Raw genomic sequence first — 20613 nt, forward strand, 5'->3', positions numbered from 1 at the left:
CAAAAATTGCTCGCTTCATCGTTTCCCGAGGAACATTAGATCAGCCGTCAAGGCAGGTAACACCGCACACGGCCTTGCATACCTGCTGCAACGTGGTCCGATCGCACCTGTGTCTGCGTCCAGTGCGGTGCCAGGACATGAATGTAAACGGCTTTCAAGCTATGTCAGACCCATCTATCGAGTTGTGTATAAAAAATGGCCCAAAGTCATGCTAATTCCCGGAGTGGATATCATAAAAATCAAGATGAAAAACTATCGAAAAGTAACAATTACGATTCGGCAATGTTGCATGAAAGCGTTTGACTCGCCATAGATAAGAAGATAAATTCATATCAACGGCTGCATGTCAAAATCAATCGTTAAGCTTCAGCATTTGATAGATGCAAACCGTTATTTTTAATTTTCGATTTAACACGATTATTGGCGATATAAACCTCACATAACCATTTCAAAATTGAGGGGAACGTAATGCGAGTTATTGGCGCAACTGAAATTGAAGCAGTAAGCGGGGGCTTGATCGATACTTCTGGTGATTACGAGGCGATAGGCAAAAATATCGGATCGACGGTGGGAAATACTGCTGGTCGATTCTTGGGCGGGTTATATGGTGCCGAAGTTGGCGGGATTGTTGGCGCCGCAGCCGGCGCAATAGTTGGCAATCCTGAAGGCGGAGCGTTGATCGGCGCGGCGGCTGGTGCTAAATACGGGAAAACGGTTGGTGGAGCAGCAGGCTCATCCGCGTTGGGTAACATCGGACAATCGATTGGTGGTGCAGTATGCGGAAACGGTATCGGTGGCATGTCGTTTGGCGATGATGCTGGCGGTTACGACAACGGCGAAAAAAATCTCTGTATGGCTTAAGAAATATTCATTGTACGAGATATCCATTTAAAAGAGTCTCTCGCAACATTAAAACTGCAGGGAAACTTCCCTGCAGAACATGCTATTGACCATGAAAAATCTTAAGAATTTGTTTTTTTTCCTTGCATTTCTTGCGAGTCAAATCCTGTTCTCAATTTCCCCCTCTGTATCGCATGCTGGAACAGAAGTAACTGTTCCTCAAAAAGGCGCAACGACAGAACAAACAGGCTTTCTTTTTGAAATCGAAAAAAATGGCTTCAAGTCCTTCGTTTTTGGAACCATCCATACGGGATTTTCTCCAGCGCAGCTCATGGATGCAAGAACAACTCAAATTATTAAAAAATCCAGACGAATTTATGTCGAAGCTGATATTAGTGATGTGGCAAAAAGCGATAAAGCTATTGAGGATGAAGGCTTTTACAAGGGCGACAAAAAATTGGCTCAATCTATCGATGCAAAAAATTACGATCTTTATCGTTCTATTCTTGTGGATCGTGGTCAATTTCTCTCGATTCAAGAATACGAAATTGCCAGGCCTTGGCTAATTGCCATGTTGATTCCAATTGCAGATTCACTGGTTGAATCATATCCGCTTTTGAAATTTGGTAGCGATATTAAAATCATAAAATTATCAAAAGAATATGTCATTCCGTTGATTGAAATTGAAGGTATTGCCAACCAAGCACAGTTCTTCTCTTCGATGGCAGACGATGTGGAAAGGGTTTACTTTTCCTCATATGTGGATTTGGTCAAGAACAAAATTATATACGGCAGAATATTCAAGGAAATTTCAGCCTGGACCTCTTCAGATTTCGAAAGCCTGGAAAATTTAATGGTCGACGCACGCCAGAAAAAAGATGCTTATTCTTCATTTTATTTTAAAAATGTCATAGATGAGAGAAATAAAAAATTCATCAAGATGATTGCCAATGCTTCTAATAATGCTAGCGGCGGTTTTTTCGCTGTCGGGTGTGAGCATCTGGCGGGGGTGAGCGGCGTGGTGCACGGATTGAGAGATCGCGGTTACTCTGTGAAACAAATTAAATACTAAAGTCAACCAAGAAATGATGCGGATACTTTTTTTGTGGTGTATTAAAGTCTATCGAAAATTCATTTCCCCTTATAAGGGTTTCTCTTGTGCTCATGCCTATTGGGGCAATCAAAGTTGCTCCATCTTCGGGTACAGAGCGGTCGAACGTCATGGAGCATCGCTTGGTCTTTTGTTAATCGCTCGCAGGATGAAGCGGTGCGAGGTCTCCCATGACAGGATTCGACGTCTGACTGAAACCGCGCTATTTCGCGGTACTCGACGGCAGCGAGGAAATTGCGAAGTGATAGGCTGTGTGGAAGTCTGTGCACCCGAGGCAATCGGACCATGCATGCTCGATTGCGCTACGGCTATTAGTCTGAAGAGCTGTTTGCCACCGAGTAGAAAGAAGCCGTAGCTCGCACCCACGTCTGGTGGTAGGCGATAAAGCCAAATGTCCGTTCACAAAATGACAAATTTTTTGAAACCGCCCAATATTGCCTAATTTGCAACAGATACGTCTGCTCTGCTTTTGCGTCCATGAACATTCAGCCAGTGCTGCCCGACCCGGTCCCCGCTTCCAATACAACTTCGCTCTTCCGCAGGGAAGTTATGGAGACCCATACCATTACCTGGAACGGTGCGATCCAGTTGGGGCATCCCATTTCTGGCACGCTGGCCGCAGTCGTTGCACTTGCCATCGCGGCTGGGCTATTGGCATTTGCTGCTTTCGGCAGCATCACGCAAAAAGCCCGCGTTGGTGGCCTGGTTGTTCCAACAGAGGGGGCCGTCACGGTGGCCGCCATTCAATCAGGAATATAGTGGACCCACGATTTGAGACAGCAGTTTAAGCTATGGTCCTCACAGGAGGATGGCGGCGAATGGCGGAGATAAAGAAGCGGAAAGTGCACAGCGCGGAGTTCAAGGGAAAGGTCGGTCTTGAGGCCGTGCGTGGTATCAAAACGGTGAACGAGATCGCGCAGCATCACGGTGTCCATCCTGTGATGGTCAGCCAGTGGAAGAAGGAGATCCTTGCCCGAGCTGGGACCCTGTTCGAAGGTAAGCGGGGACCGAAAGTGGAGGCGGCACACGAGGACGAAGACCGGCTGTACGGCGAAATTGGTCGCCTTAAGATGGAGTTAGATTGGCTTAAAAAAAAGTCAGGCCTGTAAGCGGCGCGGTGCGGTTGGAATGGATCGTCGCCGGCGAGATATCGCTGTCGCGACAATGCGAGTTGGCGGGTGTCTCGAGGGCGACCGTGTACCGGCCACGGGAGGCGGCGCGTCCTGATGACGATGAGCTGACCTTGTGTGCGCTGATCGATGAAGAATTCACGCGGCATCCGTTCTACGGGAGCCGGCGGATGGTGGTGATTCTGACGCGGCAAGGTTGGATGGTTAACCGCAAGCATGTGCAGCGATTGATGCGCATGCTCGGGCTGGCGGGGATGGCGCCGGGGCCGGGCACGGCAGTTCAACATCCAGGGCACAAGGTGTATCCGTATCTACTGCGTGGCGTGGCCATCGTGCGGCCAAACCATGTCTGGAGTACAGACATCACGTATATCAGGCTGGCACGCGGCTTTGCGTACCTGGTCGCGATCATCGACTGGTACTCGCGGCGCGTGCTGACCTGGCGCATCAGCAACAGCATGGACGCGTCATTTTGCGTGGACTGTCTGGAGGAGGCATTGATCGATCACGGCAAGCCTGAGATCTTCAACACCGACCAGGGCAGTCAGTTCACGAGCGTGGCCTTCACAGGGGTCCTGAAGCGTGCAGGAGTTGACATCAGCATGGACGGGCGGGGCCGTGCATTGGACAACATCTTCGTGGAGCGCCTGTGGCGCAACGTCAAGTACGAGGACGTGTACTTGAACGGCTACGCCACGATGGGCGACCTGCATGCAGGATTGACGCGGTACTTCGCCTTTTACAATGGCGAGCGGCCGCACCAGGCGTTGAACTATCAGACGCCGGATGTAGTGTACAAAAGTGGCGAAGGCGGTGGTGCCTTGATCCTCGATAAATACGGCAGCGTGCCTGCGCTGGAATCACCTGAGACAAAACCAGGGCACGATGCAAGCAGTGCTGGGGAGCATGGGGCTCCGCCCCAAACCCCGCCCTGCCGGGAGCCGACCGAGATGACTCCCATGCTCACGGGTGGGTAAAATTAAGCAAGACAGGGCAGCGCTGATCTGCTGCATGCAGGATCAAGACCATAGCTTAAATTCAGGCAAAAACTGTCTTGACGGATGGGTCCACTTTAGTTCCTGCTCGGTTCTGTCACATTGTTGATCCGATGGCGAAATTTCTCCGAATGGTCCCCTCAAACTGGACGGACCTTTCCCGCACAACGCATGAAATTGGTCGGCGAACGACATCCTGTCTGCGCCTTCGATCGGGTAGCGAGATACAAACTGTCGAATTTGCCGAAAGCGACTCTGGCGACTGTCCAAAAAAATACACCGCGTTTACACCCGCCACCGCGCTTTTTAGACCATCTTTACAAGCCCGCTGCTAATCTCGATTGCATCTCAACCACCGCTGCAAAGCAGCCTTTGCCATGGACACATCCTTACGCCAACCCACTTTTCTTATCCATATCACGGTCGACAAGGAGTGCCTGTCGGCGCTGCGCCAGCTGGTGTTCAAGACCTGCGGCGCGATGCTGTCGTTCATGCGGGTCGTGGCGGTCGATCATGCCGAGCGCATGCGAGTGGACCTGTGCGTGACCGAGCCGGCGTTGCGCCTGACGATGGACGCCGTGATGCGCTGGTTGCCGGCGGCGGAATTTGGCCGCATTTGCCAGGACCGTCCACGCCACGGTGGTGCGCAGTGAACCAGTACGCGTGCGAACACGCGATGTCCTGCGAGCGCATCACGGCCCATTTCCAGGGCATCTGGGTGCCGATGGTCACGCCGTTTCGCGATGGCGCGGTCGACTTCGACGCCGCGCAGCAGCTGGCCGGCGAACTCGCTTCCAGCGGCGTCAAAGGCCTGGTGGTGTGCGGCACCACGGGCGAGGCGGCCATGCTGAGCGAGGCAGAACAGGGCACGCTGTTGGGCAGCGTGCTGGAAGCCGTTGGTCCCCGTTTTCCCGTCGTGGTGGGCGTCGGCGGCAGCGACACGCGCGCCGTCACGGCCGCCGTGCAGCGCTATCACGACCATCCGCTGGCCGGCCTGCTCATTTCCGCGCCGGCCTATGTGCGCCCGTCGCAGGAAGGCATTATTCGCCACTTCCAGGCCATCGCCGCCGCCACCGACCACTCCATCGTGCTGTACAACGTGCCGGCCCGCACCGGCGTGCATATCACGACGGCGACGGCGGCGCTGCTGGCGCGCGATTCGCACTTTGTCGCCATCAAGGAAGCGGGCGGGCAGCTCGACCAGTTCGGTCAGCTGCTGCGCGACACCCACCTCGATGTGCTGTGCGGCGACGATGCGCTGCTGCTGGCCAGCCTGGCGATGGGCGCACACGGCGCCATGTCGGCCGCCGCCCAGGTACGGCCCGACCTGTATGCCCAGCTGTTCGATCTCGTGAAAACCAACCGCCACGCCGATGCCGGCGCGCTGTTCAAGACCATGCTGCCTGCCATACGGCTGCTGTTTGCCGAACCGAACCCGGGCCCGGTCAAGGCGGCGCTGGCCATGCAGGGCAAGCTGCGCGACGAGCTGCGCCTGCCGATGACGAGCATGTCAGGCGCCGGCCAGGAAAAACTGGCGCTGGCGCTCGAACCCATGCTGGCCTTGCCGCGCTGGCAGGCCTCGTTTAAAACACCTTGCTGACCGTCAGCACCAGCGCCGTCTTGCCCATGAATTTGCCATTCACGGGCGAGGCGTAGGCCACCTTGCCGGCATTGGTGCCGATCACGGCCAGCGCGCCGGTAACCACGCCAAAGTCGCGCGTCACGCCCACTTTCCAGTCCGTATAGCTCGATGCGTCGTTGTTTTTCACCTTCTGGTGGCCCGCATGCAGGTTGCCGGTCCAGCCGTTGGCCAGGTCGATATTGGCGCCCAGGTCGAGGTAGCCGCTGTTCTTGCTGTTAACGATGCCGAACAGGTTCGAGACGGCGTGCGAATACTTGATGTAGGCGGGGCCGTACGACAGCTGGCCGTAGATTTCCTGGGTGTTGGCATCGGCGAAGCCGGCCACGTTTTTCAAGCCATTGTCGGCATACACATAGGCCAGCACGCCGACGTCGTAGCCGATATCGTCAGTGACCTGGCCGCGCTTGCCCGCATACAGATCGACTTCCACGTCGCCGCTGCCGCCAGCGTCTTTGGTCCACTTGATGGTCGAGGCCCAGGCGCCTGCATACAGGCCGGTGGGGTTGTTGACGTAGTCGGCGCCGCCCTGCAGCGCTGGCTGCAAACGCGTTTGCGAGATGCCGCGGTAGCGGTAGTCCGAAACGCCGGCGAGGTTGAAACTGACTTCATTGTCCGGTTTGGCTTCCTGCGCGTGGATCAGGCCGGAGGCAAAGGTAGCTAAGGTAGCGGCGATGGCAAATACGATTTTGTTCATGGTAGGTACTTCTTCATTGGTGGGTTGGGCCTTTGCCGGGATGGCGCAGCTGGCCCGTCGCTGCAAAATATCGGGTAAAGCGTCCCCCCGGCGCGCGCGGCGCCTGTTGTCAAACGAGGGAGAAAAATGGATTAGTGGGGCAGCAGGAGCCGGTAGCCGACCGCCGTCTCCGTCAGCAGGTATTGCGGCTGGGCCGGGTCGGCTTCGAGCTTCTGGCGCAAGTGGCCCATGTAGATGCGCAGGTAGTGGCCGTTGTCCAGGTTCGACGGCCCCCACACTTCGCGCAGCAGCTGCGGATTGGTCACCACCCTGCCGGCGTTTTTGACCAGCACCGACAACAAGCGAAATTCGGTTGGCGTCACATGCACCAATTGCTTGTCGCGCATGACCAGGCGGTTCTGCACGTCCACCGTGACGTCGCCGAAACGCACCACGCCATCGTCAGGGGCGGCTGGCTGGCGCTGGCGGCGCAAGGTGGCGCGCACGCGGGCCAGCAGTTCGCCCACGCCGAACGGCTTGGTCAGGTAGTCGTCGGCGCCGGCGTCGAGGGCGCGGATTTTTTCGTCTTCGCCCACGCGGGCCGACAGCACGATGACGGGCACGGCCGACCATTTGCGCAGGTCGCCGAGAAAATCGATGCCGTCGCCGTCGGGCAGGCCCAGGTCCAGCACCACCAGGTCGGGGCGGCGCGTGCCGGCGTCGATCAGGCCGCGCTGCAAGGTGGCCGATTCGTGTACCTGCCAGCCTTCGGCTTCCAGCGCGGCGCGCACGAAGCGGCGGATCTGCGGTTCATCCTCGACCAGCAGGGCGGTCGGTGCGGTAGCGTTAGCAGTTGCATTGGCGTCATTCATGATGGTGTTCCCGTGTCAGTCAACTCGCTGTCCAGTTCTTCGGGCAGCGCCGGCGGCGTGCCCAAAGGCAGCATCAATACGAAGGCCGCGCCGCGCGCAGGCACCGGTACTTGCGCGGCGATGGTGCCGCCATGCGCTTCGACGATGGCGCGGCAGATCGCCAGCCCCAGGCCCACGCCGGGCAGGTTCGATTCGCGTTCGCCGCGCGTGAATTTTTCAAAGATCGCTTCTTCGCGCCCGGGCGGCAGGCCCGGCCCGTCGTCGCTGACCGTCACCCGCAGCCACTGGCCATGCACCTCGGCGGCAATCGTGATGGTGCTGCCGGGCGGCGTGTACTTGGCCGCGTTTTCCAGCAGGTTGCACAGCACGCGTTCGATCAGCACGGCATCGTAGCGCGCCAAAGGCAGGTCGGGCGCGAGCTGCGTGCGCAATTGGTGCCGGACCAGTTGCGGCCTGCTTGCGCGCAGGGAACTACCCACCACTTCTTCGAGCGACTGCCATTGCAGGTTCAGGCGCACATGGCCGCTTTCGATGCGCGCCATGTCGAGCAGGTTGGCCACCAGCGCGCTCATGCGCACCGTTTCGGACTGCAAGGAACGCGCCATCTCCAGCTGCGCGCTGGACAAGGCCGGCTTTGAGCGCGCCAGCGATTCGGCCAGGCCCACCAGCGAGGTCAATGGGGTGCGCAAGTCGTGCGACAGCGCCGCCAGCAGCGAATTGCGCAGCCGTTCCGATTCCATCTGCACCAGCGCGCCCTGCGCCACGGTTATATAGTGCACGCGCTCGAGGGCAATCGCCGCCAGCGCGGCAAAGGTGTCGAGCTGCTGGCGCTGTTCGGGCACCAGCAGCCAGTGCCGGTGCTGGGGTGAGTCCAGCGGCAGCAGCGCCAGCAGGCCGCGCGTGCGCATCGGCGCAATCAAAGGCAGGTAAAAAATGTCGGAGCCGGGCAAGGTATCGGTGCCGGTGCCGGCCGCCTGCGCACGGTCGAAGGCCCATTGTGCGATGCCCATATCGAGCTGGCCGGCGTCCTTGGGTGCCTGCAGGCGGCCTTCGTCATCGGGCAGCAGCAAGGTGGCGCGGGCGCGAAAAGCGCGTTCGATGGCGCGCCGCGTGATATCGAAAATCTCTTCGGTCTGCAGCACGCCGGACAATTCGCGCGCAAACTCGTACAGGGCGCGGGCGCGCGCTTCGCGGTGCGTGGCGACGCGCGCCTGGAAGCGCAGGCCGGCCGTCAGGCGCCCCGTGATCAGGCCCACGGCCAGCATCACGCCAAACGTGATCACGTATTGAAAGTCGCCCACGGCAAACGAAAAACGCGGCGGCACGAAGGCAAAGTCAAAAATGGCCACGCCCAGCATGCTGGCCAGCGCGGCCGGTCCACGCCCAAGGCGCACCGCCACCAGCACCACCGTCAGCAGGGACAGCATGGCGATATTGGCCAGGTCGATATACGGCAGCAGCGGCACCGAGACCAGCGAGGTGACCATGCTGGCGCTGGCGGCCAGCCCGTAGCGCCAGGCGCGCCCCGGCCGGGGCATGCGCACTTCTTCCATCGTCTTGCGCGGCGCGGCGTCGAGCGCCGGCTGGCCCACTTCGATCAGGTCGATATCGGGCGCCAGGCCGGCGATGCGCGCGGCGCTGGCCGCATGCCACAGCCGCGCCAGCGCCCCGCCCTGGCGGCGCCCCATCACCAGCTTGGCGATATTGGCGCTGCGCGCATGGGCGACGATGGCGGCGGCGATATCGTCAGCGGCCACGATGGCGGTGCGCGCACCCAGGTCCTGCGCCAGTTTCAGGGTGTTCAAAATGCGTTCGCGCTCGCGCGCCGGCAGGCGCTGCAAACGCGGCGTTTCCACGTACAAGGCATGCCATTCGGCGTTCAGCTGGCTGGCCAGCCGGGCCGCGCTGCGCACCACCTGTTCGCTGCCCGCATGCGGCCCGACGCAGGCCAGCAGCGCCGCGCCCGTCTTCCACACCGGATTGATCGATTTTTCCAGCCGGTAGGCCTGCACGTCGTCCTGCACCCGGTCGGCCGTGCGGCGCAGCGCCAGCTCGCGCAAGGCGATCAGATTACCCTTGCGAAAAAAATGCTGCGACGCGCGCTGCGCCTGCTGCGGCTGGTACACCTTGCCCGCTTTCAGGCGCAGCAGCAGTTCGTCGGCAGGGATATCGACCAGCACCACTTCATCGGCGCGGTCGAACACGGTGTCGGGCAGGGTCTCGGCCACGCGCACGCCGGTAATGCCGCCCACCACATCGTTCAGGCTTTCCAGGTGCTGCACATTGACGGTGGTGAGCACATCGATGCCGGCGCCCAGCAGTTCCTCGACATCCTGCCAGCGCTTGGGGTGGCGCGAACCGGCCACGTTCGAGTGCGCCAGTTCGTCGATCAGGATGACAAACGGCTGGCGCAGCAGCGCCGCGTCGAGGTCGAACTCAGCGAGCGCCTTGTCGCGGTAGACGATGGTCTTGAGCGGCAGTTGTGGCAAGCCGTCCAGCATGGCCGCCGTCTCCGCGCGCCCATGCGTCTCCACCACGCCCACCAGCACGTCGACGCCGTCGGCCAGCAGCTTGCGCGCTGCGGCCAGCATGGCATAGGTCTTGCCGACGCCGGCCGAAGCGCCGAAATAAATGCGCAAGCGGCCGCGCGCGGCCTGGCGTTCCTGCGCCTGGACCTGGGCCAGCAGGGCGTCGGGGTCGGGGCGTTGGGGCGTGTTAGGAGGCATGATGTATTTTAATCGTCCTGGCTGGCATCATTTTTTTATTTTGCCATGGCGTCGAGCGCCAGATTCAGCTCCAGCACATTGACCCGCGCTTCGCCGAAAAAGCCGATATACGCGGTTTTCTGTGCCTTGGCGATGGCGTTTTCCACTTGCGCCAGGGGCAGGCCGCGCACGCGGGCCACGCGCGGCGCCTGGTAGATGGCGGCGGCCAGGCTGATCTCCGGGTCCAGGCCGCTGCCCGAGGCCGTCACCAGGTCGACGGGAATGGCGCGCGTGTTGGCGGGATCAAGCTCTTTCAAGGCGGCGATGCGCGCCTTGACGGCGTCGACCAGGGCCGGATTGGCCGGGCCCAGGTTCGAGCCGCCCGAGCCGGCGCCATTGTTGGCCATCGGCGCGGTGGCCGACGGGCGGCCCCAGAAATACTTGGGCGACGTGAATGACTGGCCGATCAGGCTCGAGCCGACCGGCTTGCCGCCGCGTTCGACGATGCTGCCCGCCGTTTCATCCGGAAAGGCAATCTTGCCGATGCCGGTGGTGGCCAGCGGATAGAGCACGCCGCAGATGATGGTCAGCGCGCTAAACAGAACCAGGGCGGGACGTACGATGGTGTTCATGATGATCCTTTAGATGAAGTTCAGTGCCGACAGCACCATGTCGATCAGCTTGATGCCGACAAACGGCAGCACGATGCCGCCCAGGCCGTACACCAGCAGGTTACGGCGCAGCAAACTGGCCGCGCCGATGGCCCGGTACTGCACGCCCTTTAATGCCAGGGGAATCAGCACGACGATGATCAGGGCGTTGAAGATCACCGCCGACATGATCGCCGAGGCGGGGCTGGCCAGGTGCATGATGTCGAGTGCCTTCAGTTGCGGATAGGTGCCGACAAAGGCCGCCGGGATGATGGCGAAATACTTGGCGATATCGTTCGAGATCGAGAACGTGGTCAGCGAGCCGCGCGTCATCAGCATCTGCTTGCCGATTTCGACGATTTCCAGCAGCTTGGTCGGGTTCGAGTCGAGATCGACCATATTGCCCGCCTCTTTCGCCGCCTGCGTGCCCGAGTTCATGGCCACGGCCACGTCGGCCTGGGCCAAGGCCGGCGCGTCGTTGGTGCCGTCGCCCGTCATCGCCACCAGCCGGCCTTCGGACTGATAGCTGCGGATCAGTTTGAGCTTGTCTTCCGGCGTCGCTTCGGCCAGGAAATCGTCCACGCCCGCTTCGGCCGCGATCGCCGCCGCCGTCAGCTTGTTGTCGCCCGTGATCATCACCGTCTTGATGCCCATGCGGCGCAGTTCGGCGAAACGCTCCTTGATGCCGCCCTTGACGATATCCTTCAGTTCCACCACGCCCATCACGCGACCCGCATCGACCACCACCAGCGGCGTGCTGCCGCGGCGCGCGATATCGTCGACGGCGCGCGACACCTCAAGTGGATACGCCTGGCCCAGCGCTGCCACATACTTTTTGACGGACTCGGCCGCGCCCTTGCGCACTTGCCGTTCGCCGATATCGACGCCGCTCATGCGGGTTTGTGCCGTGAAGGGAACAAAGGTCGCGTTCAGGCTCGCCATCTCGCGTTCGCGGATATTGAACTGCTGCTTGGCCAGCACCACGATGCTGCGTCCTTCCGGCGTTTCATCGGCCAGCGACGCCAGTTGCGCCGCGTCGGCCAGTTGCTGTTCGGTGACGCCCGGCGCCGGCACGAAACTGGCCGCCTGGCGGTTGCCCAGGGTGATGGTGCCGGTTTTATCGAGCAGCAGCACGTCGACGTCGCCGGCCGCTTCCACCGCGCGACCGGAAGTGGCAATCACATTGGCCTGCATCATGCGGCTCATGCCGGCCACGCCGATGGCGGACAACAGCCCGCCAATGGTGGTCGGAATCAAACACACCAGCAGCGCGATCAGCACCGTGATGGTCACCGGCGTGCCGCTGCCGGCAGCCGCCACCGCGAACAGCGAGTAAGGCAACAGCGTCACCGTCACGATCAGGAACACGATCGACAGGGCCACCAGCAGAATGGTCAAGGCGATTTCATTCGGCGTCTTCTGGCGCTTGGCGCCTTCGACCATGGCGATCATGCGGTCGATAAAGGCTTCGCCGGGGTTGACGGACACTTGCACCAGCAGCCAGTCCGACAGCACGCGGGTGCCGCCGGTGACGGCCGAAAAGTCGCCACCCGACTCGCGGATCACGGGCGCCGATTCGCCGGTGATCGCGCTCTCGTCGACCGAGGCCACGCCGGCCGTCACTTCGCCGTCGGCGGGGATCACGTCGCCCGCTTCGACCAGCACCGTCATGCCGCGGCGCAGGTCGGTGGCCGGCGTCGGCAGCCAGGAGGTGCCGTATTTGGGCACCTGCATTTTCTTGGCCATCACGGTCTGCTTCAGGGCGCGCAGCGAGGCCGCTTGCGCCTTGCTGCGTCCTTCGGCCAGCGCTTCGGCAAAGTTTGCGAACAGCACGGTAAACCACAGCCACACGGCAATGGCCGCGATAAAGCCGAACGGCGCCTCGCCTTTGCCCGTCAGGGCCTGGATCGCCAGCAAGGTGGTGATGATGCTGCCCACGTAGACGACAAACATCACGGGGCTGCGCCACTGCGTGCGCGGGTCGAGTTTCCTGAAGGCGTCGGCTATGGCCGGCAGCAGCAAGGCAGGGTCGAACAGGGTCAATGTTCTGGTTTTCATGGCAGTTGAGTAAAGAGTTGAAGATGTTCGATAACGGGGCCCAGGGCCAGCGACGGTACGTAGTTCAGCACGCCCACCAGGATCACCACGCCGATCAACAGGCCGATGAACATGGGGCCATGCGTGGGCATGGTGCCGGCGTTGGCCGACAGGCGCTGTTTGGCGGCCAGCGAGCCGGCGATAGCCAGCACCGGCACGATCACGGCAAAGCGGCCGAACCACATGGCAATGGCCAGCATCACGTTATAGAACGGCGTATTGGCCGACAGCCCCGCAAACGCGCTGCCGTTGTTGTTGGCGGCCGACGTGAAGGCGTACAGGATTTCCGTGAAACCATGGGCGCCCGGATTGGCCACCCCCGCCTTGCCGGGTTCGAGCATGACGGCGATCGCCGTGCCGATCAGCGCCAGGGCCGGCGAGACCAGGATGGCCAGCGAGACCATCTTCATTTCATGGGCCTGGATTTTCTTGCCCAGGTATTCAGGGGTGCGCCCTATCATCAGGCCGGCGATAAAGACGGCCAGGATGGCGAACATCAGCATGCCGTACAAGCCCGTGCCCACGCCGCCGAAAATCACTTCGCCGAACTGCATCAGCAGCAGCGGCACCATGCCGCCCAAGGGCATATACGAGTCATGCATGGAGTTGACGGCGCCGCACGAGGCCGCCGTGGTGGCGGCCGCAAACAGCGCGGACGAGCTGACGCCGAAGCGCGTTTCCTTGCCTTCCATATTGCCGCCCGCCTGCAGGGCGCTTTGCTGCTGGTCCACGCCCAGCGCCTGCAAGGCGGGATTGGCCTGCTGCTCGGCTTGAAATACGCCGGCCGTCATGACCACAAAGATCACCGTCATCGCGGCCAGCACGGCCCAGCCCTGGCGAGTATCGCCCACCATGCGGCCAAAGGTAAAGCACAGGCCGGCGGGAATCAGGAAGATGGCCAGCATCTGCAGGAAGTTCGACATGAACGTGGGGTTTTCATACGGGTGGGCCGAATTGACATTGAAAAAGCCGCCGCCATTCGTGCCCAGCATCTTGATCGACTCCTGTGAAGCGACCGGGCCCATGGCGATGGTCTGCGTGGTGGCCACCTGTGCCAGCATCACCGGCTTGCCGGCAGCATCGAGTACCGGCTGGCTGGCGGCGTCGGTTTTTGGCGTTTCATAATTCACTTGGTCGAGCAGGGCAACTTCCTTGTACGGCGAAAAATTCTGGATCACGCCTTCGCCCATGAACACGACCGACAAGGCCAGCGACAGCGGCAGCAGGATGTACAGGGTGGAGCGCACCAGGTCGACCCAGAAATTGCCGATCGACTTGCTCGACCTTGCCGCAAAGCCGCGCACCAGCGCAAAGATCACTGCGATGCCGGTGGCGGCCGAAAAGAAGTTCTGGCAGGCCAGGCCCAGCAACTGGGTCAGATAGCTCATGGCCTGCTCGCCGGAATAGCCTTGCCAGTTGGTATTGGCGACAAAGCTCACCGCCGTATTGAACGAGGAATCGGGGCTGATCGCGCCCAGCCCTTGCGGATTGAAGGGCAGCACGCCCTGCAGGCGCTGCAGGCCATAGACAAAAAAGGCGCCCACGGTATTGAACACCAGCAGCGCGATGGCATAGTGTTTCCAGCCCATGCCGCGCTCAGGGCCGGCCTTGACGCCGGCCAGGCGGTACAGCAGGTTTTCACATTTGTGCAACCAGCCCAGGCCGCGTATCGGCGCCTCGCCAGCCACCCTGGCCATATACAGGCCCAGCGGATAGGCCAGCGCCAGCAGCACCACCAGGAACAGCGCCAGCAGCAATATCGATTGGGTCGTCATTACAGTTCCTCCGCTCTCAACAGCGCCACCAGCAGGTAGACCAGGAGGCCAGCCGAGACCACGGCGCCCAGCACATAAAAGGCGTTCATTGCGCGCCCCCCTGCCTGGTTTGGCCCAGGCGTTCGCAGGCGCCGGCAAAACCGGCCACCGCGACATAGAACACGGCCATCAGGCCCAGGTATACGAGATCCATTGCCACCCTCATTCAGGTTTGTTTTGATAGCCTGAAGCTTAGCCAGAAGGGTCTAAAAAATTCGTAAAGACTGGGTGGGCCGGTGTAAACAGAATGTAAAAATTGCCCGTTATCATCAAGAGGTCATGGGAATGCGGCACCATCGTTGCCAAGCAGTAGCGCCATTGCGCGCCGATCACGATAGAATGCGCGAGCGTCCGCACAAGGACGCTCGGCCCGCCGCAATGCGCTGCCACAGTGACGCGAGGGACGATATACTGTATATTTATACAGTTATCGCTGCCGCTGTTACCTTGGCACTTCCCGCACGGCAAGCGCGCCTGGCGTTCCAACCACTGTCTTTACTTAGCTTGAACACGTATGGCCACTAAAAAACCAGCATCCGACTACAGCGAATCATCCATCCGTGTCCTGAAAGGGCTGGAACCCGTCAAGCAGCGCCCGGGGATGTACACCCGCACTGAAAATCCGCTGCACATCATCCAGGAAGTGATCGACAATGCCTCCGACGAGGCGCTGGGCGGCCATTGCACGCATATCGCCGTGACGCAAAACGTCGACGGCAGCATCACGGTCGAAGACAATGGCCGCGGCATTCCCGTCGGCATACACCCCGAAGAAGGCGTGCCCACCGTGGAAATCGTGTTTACGCGCTTGCACGCGGGCGGCAAGTTCGACAAGGGTTCGGGCGGCGCCTATGCGTTCTCGGGCGGCCTGCACGGCGTCGGCGTGTCCGTCACCAATGCGCTGTCGTCGCGCCTGGAAATTACCGTCTGGCGCAAGGAAAGCGATGGCAATGGCCTGCACCACATGGTGTTTGCCGATGGCGATGTGATTGAACCTTTGAACTCGCGCCCGGCCCCGCGCGACGGCAAAAAATCGGGCACGCGCGTGACCGCCTGGCCGAACCCGAAATACTTCGACTCGCCGGCTATCTCGCAGCCCGAGCTGCAGCGCCTGCTGCGCTCGAAAGCCGTGCTGCTGCCCGGCGTGACCGTCACCTTCACCAACGCGAAAACCGGCGACACCCAGACCTGGCTGTACGCCGAAGGCCTGCGCGGCTATCTGACCGAATCGCTGGCGCAGGTATCGAACGGCGAAACCCTGATCCCGCTGTTCGAAGGCGCGCAGTACGCCAGCGGCGAGTCCGACGGCTTTGCCGAAGGCGAAGGCGCGGCCTGGGTGGTGGCGTGGACCGAGGAAGGCGCCATCGTGCGCGAGTCCTACGTCAACCTGATTCCCACCTCGAACGGCGGCACGCACGAATCGGGCTTGCGCGAAGGCCTGTTCGGCGCCGTGAAAAACTTCGTCGAGATGCACTCGCTGCTGCCGAAAGGCGTGAAACTGCTGCCCGAAGACGTGTTTGCGCGCGCCTCGTTCGTGCTGTCGGCCAAGGTGCTGGACCCGCAGTTCCAGGGCCAGATCAAGGAGCGCCTGAACTCGCGCGACGCCGTCAAGCTGGTGTCGACCTATACCAAGCCGCCGCTGGAACTGTGGCTGAACCAGCACGTCGACTACGGCAAGAAACTGGCCGAGCTGGTGATCAAGCAGGCGCAGTCGCGCCAGCGCTCGCTGCAAAAAGTGGAAAAGAAAAAATCGTCGGGCGTGGCCGTCTTGCCGGGCAAACTGACCGACTGCGAATCGTCGGACATCACGCGCAATGAACTGTTCCTGGTCGAGGGCGACTCGGCCGGCGGCTCGGCCAAGATGGGCCGCGACAAGGAGTTCCAGGCGATTTTGCCGCTGCGCGGCAAGGTCTTGAATTCCTGGGAAACCGACCGCGACCGCCTGTTTGCCAATAACGAAATCCACGATATCGCGGTGGCCATCGGCGTCGATCCGCACAGCGCGCTCGACACGCCCGATCTGTCCGGCCTGCGCTATGGCAAGGTCTGCATCCTGTCCGATGCGGATGTCGACGGCTCGCACATCCAGGTACTGCTGCTGACGCTGTTCTTCAAGCACTTCCCCGCGCTGATCAAAAAGGGCCATATCTGCATCGCCCGCCCGCCCCTGTACCGCGTGGATGCGCCGGCGCGCGGCAAGAAGCCGATCCAGAAAATCTACGCGCTCGACGACGGCGAACTGGTCGCCATCGAAGACAAGCTGCGCAAGGAAGGCGTGAAACAAGGCGCCTGGGCGATTTCGCGCTTCAAGGGCCTGGGCGAGATGAACGCCGAGCAGTTGTGGGAAACCACGATGAACCCGGATACGCGCCGCTTGCTGCCGGTGATGCTGGGCGCGGTCGACCATGTGGACTCGAGCGCGCGCTTCAATATGTTGATGGGCAAAGGCGAGGCTGCCGGCCGCCGCGCCTGGATCGAAGAACACGGCAACGAAGCAGAGGCGGATATTTAAATGATCATCGGCATCGACCTGGGCACCACCAACAGCCTGGTCGCCATCTGGCGCGACGGCAAGGCTTCCATCATTCCCAATGCCTTGGGGGAATCGTTGACGCCGTCGTGCGTCAGCATTGACGACGACGGCACCGTGCTGGTGGGCCGCGCCGCGCGCGAGCGCCTGCAGACGCACCCGCAACTGACGGCCTCCGTCTTCAAGCGCTACATGGGCAGCGAAAAGAAGATCACCCTCGGCGCGCAGCAGTTCCGCCCCGAGGAACTGTCGTCGATGGTGCTGCGCGCGCTGAAGGAAGATGCCGAAGCCTTCCTGGGCGAAAAGGTCGAGGAAGCCATCATTACCGTGCCGGCCTACTTCAGCGACGCGCAGCGCAAGGCCACGCGCATCGCCGGCCAGCTGGCGGGCTTGCGCGTGGAGCGCTTGCTGAACGAGCCGACGGCCGCAGCGCTGGCCTATGGCATCCGCGACAAGGAGCAGGAAAGCAAATTTCTCGTGTTTGACCTCGGTGGCGGCACGTTCGACGTGTCCATCCTGGAGCTGTTCGAAGGGGTGATGGAAGTGCGCGCCTCGGCCGGCGACAATTTTTTGGGCGGCGAGGATTTCGTCACCGTGCTGGTCGACGCCTTTGTCGAAGAAAGTGGCCTGCGCAAGGCACTGGGCAGCCGCCAGTTTGATCTGCGCCAGCAGCAGGTGCTGCGCGACGAAGCCGAACGGGTCAAGCGCTTGCTGTCCGATCAGTCGCCGGTGCGCATGAACACGCGCTTTGAAGACACCGACTACAGCTGGGAAATCGGCGAAGAGAAACTGGCGCAGTTGTGCGAACCGCTGCTGGCGCGCCTGCGCGTGCCGGTCGAGCGGGCGCTGCGCGACGCCACCATCCGCGCCGCAGAACTCAATGAAGTGGTGCTGGCCGGCGGCGCGACGCGCATGCCGCTGGTGCGTAAATTAGTGTCGCGCATGTTCGGCCGCTTCCCCGCCATCCACCTCGACCCGGACGAAGCGATCGCGCTGGGCGCGGCCGTGCAGGCGGGCCTGAAAATGCGCGACGCGGCGCTCGACGAAGTAGTGATGACGGATGTGGCGCCGTACTCGCTGGGCATCGGCATTTCGCGCCAGATGGGGCCGAACCAGTACGAAGGCGGCCACTACCTGCCGATCATCGAGCGCAACTCGGTGGTGCCGGTGTCGCGCACGGAAAACATCGTCACCATCCACGACAACCAGAAAGAAATCAATGTGGCGATCTACCAGGGCGAATCGCGCCTGGTGGCCGACAATGTCTTCCTGGGCAAGATCAACTTCCCGATCCCCGCAAAAAAAGCCGGCGAAGTGGCCATCGACGTGCGCTTTACCTACGATATCAGCGGCGTGCTGGAAGCCGAAGTGACGGTGCTGGCCACCCAGGAACGCCACAAGATGATCATCAGCGACAACGCCGGCGTGATGACACCCGAGCAGATCGAACAGCGCTTTCTTGAGCTGGCCGACCTGAAAATCCACCCGCGCGACCAGATCGAAAACCGCACCCTGGTCACGCGCGCCGACCGCCTGTACGAACAGTCGCTGGGCGACGTGCGCCAGTACCTGGCCGAGCACACCGCCAACTTCCAGGCCGCGCTCGAGTCGCAGGACCCGTCCACCATCCGCAAGGCGCGCCAGACCCTGGACGACGTGCTGCGCCAGGTCGAGAGCGAGAGCTTTCTGTAAATGGGCGGCGGCATCGATAACAGGCGCAGTCTGTGGGACATCCTCGGCACGGCGCCGACCGGCGACGAGCGCGCCATCAAGCGCGCCTATGCGAAGCGCCTGAAGGTGACGCGTCCCGAGGATGATCCGCAGGCCTTCCAGGAACTGCGCGACGCCTATGAATATGCGCTGCACCATGCGCCGCGCTTTGCTGCCGAATTGGCGCAGATGCAGGAAGAACCTGAAGAAGCGGCGCACGTTGTCTTGCCTGAAGCGGTGGACGAATTGCCAGTGGACGAATTGCCGGTGGAAGCGCAGGCAGAGGCGCCGCCGGCCGAGCTATGGGGTGTGATCAACACGCCCCCACCGCCGCCCCCTGAACTATGGGGCGTGATCGAGATCGAGCCGGCCGGGGAAGCGGCCAGTATCTGGCAGGCCTGCCTGGAGCAGTTGCGGCAGCTCGATGCCGAGCCGGCGCTGGCCCATGCCCTGCGGGACCCTGCCCTGCTGCGACTCGACGTGCGCGAAGAATTCGAGCTGTGCGCGCTGCGCTACTGCGCCAGCGACGGCTACAACAGCGCGCTGCGCGACGCCGTGTTTGCCGCGTTGGGCTGGAACAGCGACTTTTCCTACCTGGCGCGCAGCCATGGCGACATGGTACGCAACGCCGTGCAGCGTTACCGCGCCGACCAGTCGTTCATGCACTTCGTCGAGTTTGGCAGGAATTATCCGGGGCTCGACTGCATCATGTCGCACAAGCCGCCTTCGGCCTATGCGCGCCGCTTGTTCGATAAAAAATTCACCAGGCAGCTGAGCGAGCTGCTCTCCACCATACGCTGGCATCACGCTGAAATGCTCATCTACAAACTCGATATCGAACAGTTCGAGCGCTGGGAGCATGCCGTGTTCAGCAAACGCTATTTCTCGCAAACGGCGCTGGCGTCGTGTGGCCTGGGTTTCGTGCTGCACTTCATGCTGGCCGGCGTGATCAGCGCCGCCGGCATGCAGTTGGGCGATGCCGGCAGCAAGATCAGCCTGTTCGGTTTCCAGGCGCTGGCCTTTGCGCTGCTGGCCCTGCAGGCCTTCCGCTGGCCGGCACCCCTGTTCGACAAGCTGCAAACGCTCAAGGATCGCACGCACGAACGCCTGCCCGCCTTGCAATCGCGCCCCGGCCTGCTGCAGCTGGGATGGATCGTTCCCTTCCTGTTCGTGTCGCAGCTGTTGTTCGCGCCTGGCCCTGATACCGCGCTGCGCGTGGCCACCGCTGCCGCGCTGTGCATGCTGGCGATGCTGGCGTTTGCCGCCAACCGCACCTTGCTGCAAGGCCTGCTCGGCTACACGGTGGGCGTGTCGCTGTTTGCCAGCATCTTCATGAGCGGCGAGGGCCCAGGCGCGCTGGCGATCAGCGACAGCATGATGCTGGTGTTCTGCCTGCTGGTGCTGGCGCTGCGCACGGCCAACGGCCTGTATGCGCAATGCGGCTGGCCGGAAGCGATGCTGCCGCGTTGGCGCGCGGCGTGGGTCATCGCTTGCGCCATCGGCTTGACGGCGCTGCAGGTGCATCCGGCGAACGCGATGGTAGTGGGCGCCCTGCTGTTTGCATGGGCCTGCGTCGGCATGCTGTTCGCCCCAGCTGACCTGCGCTGGAAGTTTTCCTGGCCGCTGGTGCTGGCGCCGGCGATCGCCCACTTTTTGCTGGCCGGGCAGGTCTCTGGCGCGCAATCGTACACCTCGCACACCATGACCAGGCTGGGCGCGGTGCTGGCGCTGGCCGTGCTGTATTTCACCATGCTGCATCTGTATCGCCTGTACCAGCTATCGCGATCCCAAAACGGGCTGTCATGACTGGCCCACGAATTCAACCGCAATCACTCCATACTGAA

At 61.4% G+C, this 20613-nt stretch carries 17 protein-coding genes and 1 pseudogene; 10 read left to right on the forward strand and 8 right to left on the reverse strand.

All coding sequences use genetic code 11. From position 1 onward, the window contains the following. Positions 1–468: 468 nt before the first annotated feature. The 7 genes and pseudogenes from CD932_RS28085 to dapA all read left to right on the forward strand — a co-directional run bounded on the left by CD932_RS28085 (position 469) and on the right by dapA (position 5676). Complete coding sequence (locus CD932_RS28085; RefSeq protein WP_141213196.1) at positions 469–861, forward strand: hypothetical protein; 393 nt, start codon at positions 469–471, stop codon at positions 859–861. Positions 862–952: 91 nt separating this feature from the next. Beyond that, positions 953–1912, forward strand: coding sequence for a TraB/GumN family protein (locus CD932_RS06995; protein ID WP_176460905.1), 960 nt, complete (start codon positions 953–955; stop codon positions 1910–1912). A 16-nt stretch (positions 1913–1928) separates the two neighbouring features. After that, entirely contained in the window at positions 1929–2306 is a 378-nt protein-coding gene (gene yidD / locus CD932_RS29735) for a membrane protein insertion efficiency factor YidD (protein ID WP_369679835.1), read from the forward strand. Between the two features lie 194 nt (positions 2307–2500). After that, positions 2501–2710, forward strand: a complete 210-nt coding sequence (locus CD932_RS07005) for a hypothetical protein (protein WP_141213197.1) — start codon at positions 2501–2503, stop codon at positions 2708–2710. A 59-nt stretch (positions 2711–2769) separates the two neighbouring features. Beyond that, a pseudogene (locus tag CD932_RS07010) lies at positions 2770–3923 on the forward strand (IS3 family transposase); the annotation flags it as partial. A 530-nt stretch (positions 3924–4453) separates the two neighbouring features. Beyond that, entirely contained in the window at positions 4454–4729 is a 276-nt protein-coding gene (locus tag CD932_RS07015; protein WP_254926493.1) for a hypothetical protein, read from the forward strand. Continuing rightward, positions 4726–5676, forward strand: a complete 951-nt coding sequence (gene dapA, locus CD932_RS07020; RefSeq protein WP_094442004.1) for a 4-hydroxy-tetrahydrodipicolinate synthase — start codon at positions 4726–4728, stop codon at positions 5674–5676. Before CD932_RS07015 ends, dapA begins: the two co-directional genes overlap by 4 nt. Here dapA and CD932_RS07025 read toward each other — a convergent pair. From CD932_RS07025 to CD932_RS29135, 8 genes are all read right to left on the reverse strand, one after another. Further along, a complete protein-coding gene (locus CD932_RS07025; RefSeq protein WP_094442005.1) occupies positions 5660–6412 on the reverse strand; it encodes a TorF family putative porin in 753 nt (250 codons plus the stop codon). The genes dapA and CD932_RS07025 overlap by 17 nt on opposite strands. 131 nt (positions 6413–6543) lie before the next feature. Next, a complete protein-coding gene (kdpE, locus tag CD932_RS07030) occupies positions 6544–7263 on the reverse strand; it encodes a two-component system response regulator KdpE (protein WP_094442006.1) in 720 nt (239 codons plus the stop codon). Beyond that, positions 7260–9989: a DUF4118 domain-containing protein gene (locus tag CD932_RS07035; RefSeq protein ID WP_094442007.1), complete on the reverse strand. Its 2730-nt coding sequence runs from the start codon at positions 9987–9989 to the stop codon at positions 7260–7262. Before CD932_RS07035 ends, kdpE begins: the two co-directional genes overlap by 4 nt. Positions 9990–10024: 35 nt before the next feature. Continuing rightward, positions 10025–10600 (reverse strand): potassium-transporting ATPase subunit KdpC, encoded by a 576-nt coding sequence (gene kdpC / locus CD932_RS07040; protein WP_094442008.1) that lies wholly within the window; start codon positions 10598–10600, stop codon positions 10025–10027. A gap of 9 nt (positions 10601–10609) precedes the next feature. Continuing rightward, on the reverse strand, positions 10610–12676 hold the full coding sequence (gene kdpB / locus CD932_RS07045; protein ID WP_094442009.1) for a potassium-transporting ATPase subunit KdpB: 2067 nt from the start codon (positions 12674–12676) through the stop codon (positions 10610–10612). Then, positions 12673–14490, reverse strand: coding sequence for a potassium-transporting ATPase subunit KdpA (gene kdpA / locus CD932_RS07050; protein ID WP_094442010.1), 1818 nt, complete (start codon positions 14488–14490; stop codon positions 12673–12675). The genes kdpB and kdpA overlap by 4 nt, the downstream gene beginning before the upstream one ends. Beyond that, a complete protein-coding gene (gene kdpF, locus CD932_RS07055; protein WP_094442011.1) occupies positions 14490–14579 on the reverse strand; it encodes a K(+)-transporting ATPase subunit F in 90 nt (29 codons plus the stop codon). The genes kdpA and kdpF overlap by 1 nt, the downstream gene beginning before the upstream one ends. Next, entirely contained in the window at positions 14576–14683 is a 108-nt protein-coding gene (locus tag CD932_RS29135) for a potassium ABC transporter ATPase (RefSeq protein ID WP_217907239.1), read from the reverse strand. Before CD932_RS29135 ends, kdpF begins: the two co-directional genes overlap by 4 nt. Positions 14684–15043: 360 nt before the next feature. Between CD932_RS29135 and CD932_RS07060 the strand changes: the two genes are divergently transcribed. From CD932_RS07060 to CD932_RS28730, 3 genes are read left to right on the forward strand one after another with little or no spacing between them, the layout of a single operon-like run. Then, positions 15044–17041, forward strand: a complete 1998-nt coding sequence (locus CD932_RS07060; protein ID WP_094442012.1) for a DNA topoisomerase IV subunit B — start codon at positions 15044–15046, stop codon at positions 17039–17041. Further along, positions 17042–18751, forward strand: a complete 1710-nt coding sequence (locus CD932_RS07065) for a molecular chaperone HscC (protein ID WP_094442013.1) — start codon at positions 17042–17044, stop codon at positions 18749–18751. Then, positions 18752–20575, forward strand: coding sequence for a J domain-containing protein (locus tag CD932_RS28730; RefSeq protein WP_094442014.1), 1824 nt, complete (start codon positions 18752–18754; stop codon positions 20573–20575). It abuts the gene before it with no gap. Positions 20576–20613 lie beyond the last annotated feature (38 nt).

The sequence above is a fragment of the Janthinobacterium sp. PC23-8 genome (genome assembly GCF_002250505.1).
Taxonomy (GTDB): Bacteria; Pseudomonadota; Gammaproteobacteria; order Burkholderiales; family Burkholderiaceae_D; genus Janthinobacterium.

Bases quoted from the DNA above. Each gene is read 5' to 3' on its own strand.
- kdpB (WP_094442009.1), bottom strand. From the start codon at position 12,676: ATGAAAACCAGAACATTGACCCTGTTCGACCCTGCCTTGCTGCTGCCG.
- kdpF (WP_094442011.1), bottom strand. From the start codon at position 14,579: ATGAACGCCTTTTATGTGCTGGGCGCCGTGGTCTCGGCTGGCCTCCTG.
- kdpE (WP_094442006.1), bottom strand. From the start codon at position 7,263: ATGAATGACGCCAATGCAACTGCTAACGCTACCGCACCGACCGCCCTG.
- CD932_RS07005 (WP_141213197.1), top strand. From the start codon at position 2,501: ATGGAGACCCATACCATTACCTGGAACGGTGCGATCCAGTTGGGGCAT.
- CD932_RS07035 (WP_094442007.1), bottom strand. From the start codon at position 9,989: ATGCCTCCTAACACGCCCCAACGCCCCGACCCCGACGCCCTGCTGGCC.
- CD932_RS28730 (WP_094442014.1), top strand. From the start codon at position 18,752: ATGGGCGGCGGCATCGATAACAGGCGCAGTCTGTGGGACATCCTCGGC.
- CD932_RS28085 (WP_141213196.1), top strand. From the start codon at position 469: ATGCGAGTTATTGGCGCAACTGAAATTGAAGCAGTAAGCGGGGGCTTG.
- CD932_RS07015 (WP_254926493.1), top strand. From the start codon at position 4,454: ATGGACACATCCTTACGCCAACCCACTTTTCTTATCCATATCACGGTC.
- yidD (WP_369679835.1), top strand. From the start codon at position 1,929: ATGCGGATACTTTTTTTGTGGTGTATTAAAGTCTATCGAAAATTCATT.
- kdpC (WP_094442008.1), bottom strand. From the start codon at position 10,600: ATGAACACCATCGTACGTCCCGCCCTGGTTCTGTTTAGCGCGCTGACC.
- CD932_RS06995 (WP_176460905.1), top strand. From the start codon at position 953: ATGAAAAATCTTAAGAATTTGTTTTTTTTCCTTGCATTTCTTGCGAGT.
- CD932_RS07065 (WP_094442013.1), top strand. From the start codon at position 17,042: ATGATCATCGGCATCGACCTGGGCACCACCAACAGCCTGGTCGCCATC.
- CD932_RS29135 (WP_217907239.1), bottom strand. From the start codon at position 14,683: ATGGATCTCGTATACCTGGGCCTGATGGCCGTGTTCTATGTCGCGGTG.
- kdpA (WP_094442010.1), bottom strand. From the start codon at position 14,490: ATGACGACCCAATCGATATTGCTGCTGGCGCTGTTCCTGGTGGTGCTG.
- CD932_RS07060 (WP_094442012.1), top strand. From the start codon at position 15,044: ATGGCCACTAAAAAACCAGCATCCGACTACAGCGAATCATCCATCCGT.
- CD932_RS07025 (WP_094442005.1), bottom strand. From the start codon at position 6,412: ATGAACAAAATCGTATTTGCCATCGCCGCTACCTTAGCTACCTTTGCC.